Below are 3987 nucleotides of genomic sequence, written 5' to 3'. Positions count from 1 at the left end.
GCCCACTGGTTGCGCCGCTGAACTCTTCACGCAAGCAGGGGCCGCGGAACCGGCTTCGCCGGGCCGCAGGCGCAGCGGCCCCCTCGGGGGGCAGGAAGCTACACGAAGTGAGCGACCGTGGGGGCAAGCCTTTGTAGAGCCTGTCCCCTAGAGTACCCGGCAGGCTTTGTAGCGCCCCTTGTTACGACTACCATGCAGACAGTTTGACAGGAGACCTGCCTTGGCCGCGACCCCCACTTCGGCGACGACGCCCCCTTCCCTTGCGTCTTCTTCCTTTTCCCTGGATCCCCTGGACCCCACCTCCCCCTACCCCCACCTGCTCGCGCCGCTGGACCTTGGCTTCACCACGCTGAAAAACCGCGTGCTCATGGGCAGCATGCACACCGGCCTCGAAGACGGCCGCAAACACTTCCCCGCCATGGCCGCCTACTTTGCCGAGCGCGCACGCGGCGGCGTGGGCCTCATGGTCACGGGCGGCTTTGCGCCCAACATTGCCGGCTGGACCAAACCCTTTGCCGGCATGCTTGCCAGCTCCGGCGCGGCGCGCCGCCACAAGCAGGTCACCGACGCCGTGCACGCCGAAGGCGGCAAGATCGCCCTGCAAATCCTCCACACCGGCCGCTACGGCTACCACCCGCTCTGTGTCGCGCCCTCGCGCATCCAGAGCCCGATCTCACCCTTCACGCCGCGCGAGCTCAGCGCCGGCGGCGTCGAGCGGCAAATCCGCGCCTTCATCCGCTGCGCCACGCTGGCGCGCGATGCCGGCTACGACGGCGTCGAGATCATGGGCAGCGAAGGCTACTTCATCAACCAGTTCCTCGTCACCCATACCAACCAACGCACCGACGAGTGGGGCGGCAGCTATGGCAACCGCATGCGCGTGGCCGTCGAGATCGTGCGCCGCACCCGCGAAGCCGTGGGCCCCGACTTCATCATCATCTACCGCCTCTCGATGATCGACCTGATCCCCGGCGGCAGCAGCTGGGAAGAAGTCGTGCTGCTGGCCAAAGCCGTGGAAGCCGCCGGCGCCACCCTCATCAACAGCGGCATCGGCTGGCATGAGGCCCGCGTACCCACCATTGCCACTTCAGTGCCGCGCGGCGCCTTCACCTGGGTTACCAAAAAACTACGCACCGACCTGCGCGCCGCCGGCATCACCATCCCCGTCATCACCAGCAACCGCCTGAACATGCCCGAGGTGGCCGAGCAGGTGCTGGCCGACGGCAGCGCCGACATGGTCAGCATGGCCCGCCCTTTCCTGGCCGACCCCGAGTTCGTCAACAAGGCCGCGCAGGGGCGCCGCAACGAGATCAACACCTGCATCGCCTGCAACCAGGCTTGCCTGGACCACGCCTTCCAGGCCAAGCTGGCCAGCTGCCTCGTCAATCCGCGCGCCGGGCATGAGACCGAACTTGTCATCCGCATCGCCCCCGCCAAAAAACGCATTGCGGTGATTGGCGCAGGCCCCGCGGGCCTGGCCGCCGCCACCACACTGGCCCTGCGCGGCCACAGCGTCGATTTGTATGACGCAGCCGACAAGATCGGCGGCCAGTTCAACCTGGCCAAGCGCGTGCCCGGCAAGGAAGAGTTCGAGGAAACCCTGCGCTACTTCGGCAACCGCATCACCGGCACCGGCGTGAAGCTGCACCTGAACACCCGCGTCTCGGCGGCCGACCTGATTGCGCAAAAGTTTGACGAAGTCGTGCTGGCCACCGGCGTCACGCCACGCAACCCGCGCATTCCCGGGCAAGACCACCCCAAGGTGCTGAGCTATATCGACGTGCTGCTGGGCCGCCAGCCCGTGGGCGAGCGCGTTGCGCTCATAGGCGCAGGCGGCATCGGCTTTGACATCGCCGAATTTCTCGTCACACCCGCCGGCCATTCCACCGCCCTTGACCTGCCGGCCTGGCTGGCCGAATGGGGCGTGGCCGACCCCGGTGAAGTGCGCGGTGGTGTTGTACGCCCGCAGGCCACACCACCGGCGCGCCACGTCACCCTGCTGCAGCGCAAGCCTGGCAAGCTGGGTGCGGGCCTGGGCAAGACCACCGGCTGGATCCACCGCGCCGCGCTGAAGATGAAAAACGTCGAGATGCTTTCAGGCGTCAACTACGAACGCATTAGCGAAAACGAGGGAGGCTCAGGCCTCAGCCTCTTCATCACTTTTGGCGAAAAGCGCCAGGACGGCACGGTGCTTTCCGTTGACAACATCGTGCTGTGCGCGGGGCAGGAGCCGCTGCGCGAACTGCTGGAGCCCCTGCGCGCGGCAGGCGTCAAGACACATTTGATCGGCGGCGCCGACGAAGCCAGCGAACTGGACGCCAAGCGCGCGATCGACCAGGGCACGCGGCTGGCGGCGATGGTGTGATCCAGCCCGCAGAGAATCACCGAACAGACCGCTCAGGCTGAGGCGTCAGGGCCGTCGTTGCGTTCCAGCAGCAGGCGAAGCATGCGCTCCGGGTTCTGCAAAAAATCGCGCGTAACCCGGTAGTGCTCGGTCTCGGCATACTGCACACGCTCCAGGCCAGCCTCCGAGCACGCATAAATCCAGGCGTCCGGGTAAGCCATCAGGATGGGCGAATGCGTCGCGATCAAAAACTGCGACCGCTCCAGCACCAGGTCATGCATGCGCGACAACACCGCCAGCTGGCGTTGCGGCGACAGGGCCGCTTCCGGTTCATCCAGGATGTACATCCCTTCTGGGCCGAACCGGTGATTGAGCAGCGACAGAAATGATTCGCCGTGAGACTGCTCATGCAACGAGCGCGAGCCATAGAAAGTGATCACCGGCGGCCCCATGGAAGGCTCCGCATCCAGGTTTTCGATTTCCGTCGCCACATTGAAGAAGCTCTCAGCACGCAGAAAAAACCCGGTCTTCGGCCGCTTGAAGCCTTTGGCAACGCGTATGTATTCGTTCAGCACCGAATGGGATACGCGCGTGCCAAAGCGAAAATTTTTGGTACCGCCTTCTGCGTTAAACCCCAGCGAAACCGCAATCGCCTCCAGCAGCGTCGACTTGCCCGAGCCGTTCTCTCCCACAAAAAAAGTCACCTTCGGGTGCAGGTCAAGATGCTCCAGCGTGCGCACGGCCGGCAGGTGAAAAGGGTAGTCTGAAAAAGACTCGACCTTGTCGCGCACCAGCGTGACGCGGCTGGCAAACTGGCTGGAGATGGTCGACGGCATCACCGGAGTTTAAGGTGGCAGCAGCATGCCGGTGCAGGGCATCGCCGATGACCGATGCGGCGGGCAGGTCCGGATGGATAGCTTACTCCGGCAGCTCTGCCTCAAAGCGGTCCATCTCTTCATCCAGCGTTCCACGGCTGCTGAAATCCCGGCGGGCCTGGCCGTACCAGTACTCGGCATTCCCCAGGTCACCTTCCTGTACATGCAGGATGCCGTGCAACCAGGCAGCCAGCTGCGACTCATCACTCTGCACGATGGTGTGTGCCTCGGTCCAGCGCCCCGAGCGCATGTGAACCAGGGCTTGGCGAAGATTGGCCATTGAAAACTCCTTGAATGAATTGAATATATCGCTGATGGAATTTCCCTGGCGCGGTCATGTTTTGCCTTCACGCGTGCCGGCAAGAGGCGCATGGTGGGCTATCAACGCTGCGGAGAAGCAGAGTTCGTTTACTCCATAACTGAGAAAACAATGGCCAACTGGTTTCCGTGTTTTAAAACGCTTTCTCCGCCAAACTCCTGCACCACATCGGTAGTAAGTTGGCCCGTTTGAAGAAGCTGGGCATTGCTTTCGTCGAACACAATGTTTACGCAGCGCCTCTTGATGTCGAAGATAAATCGATCATCACCGCAAAAATGAGCATAGACCGGATGCTGCTCAAAGTTCACGGGGGCCATTAGCCAGTACGTGACACCGACAATCTCTCCATCGACGCGTCGAAGGTAATCGTAGAAGTAGCCCTCAAGACTTATTCCTACCTCCTCACCTTGCTCATCCGCAGAGAAGGTTTGAGAGTTTTTTGGGAGAAG

At 62.9% G+C, this 3987-nt stretch carries 4 protein-coding genes; 1 reads left to right on the top strand and 3 read right to left on the bottom strand.

The annotated features are described in order from the left end of the window. Positions 1-280 precede the first annotated feature (280 nt). Complete coding sequence (locus AC1D0Z_RS17240) at positions 281-2365, top strand: oxidoreductase (protein WP_477659440.1); 2085 nt, start codon at positions 281-283, stop codon at positions 2363-2365. 32 nt (positions 2366-2397) lie between these two features. Here the strand turns inward: AC1D0Z_RS17240 and AC1D0Z_RS17235 are convergent, their stop codons facing one another. From AC1D0Z_RS17235 to AC1D0Z_RS17225, 3 genes are all read right to left on the bottom strand, one after another. Further along, complete coding sequence (locus AC1D0Z_RS17235) at positions 2398-3180, bottom strand: AAA family ATPase (RefSeq protein ID WP_477659439.1); 783 nt, start codon at positions 3178-3180, stop codon at positions 2398-2400. Between the two features lie 82 nt (positions 3181-3262). Next, the gene (locus tag AC1D0Z_RS17230; RefSeq protein WP_477659438.1) at positions 3263-3499 is read right to left on the bottom strand and encodes a hypothetical protein; all 237 of its coding nucleotides are present in this window, start codon (positions 3497-3499) and stop codon (positions 3263-3265) included. Positions 3500-3627: 128 nt separating this feature from the next. Beyond that, the coding region (locus AC1D0Z_RS17225) for a hypothetical protein (protein WP_477659437.1) at positions 3628-3987 on the bottom strand (360 nt) is incomplete at its 5' end.

This window comes from Polaromonas sp. P1_E3, assembly GCF_056405935.1.
This window is presented reverse-complemented; position numbering and strand designations above follow the sequence as displayed.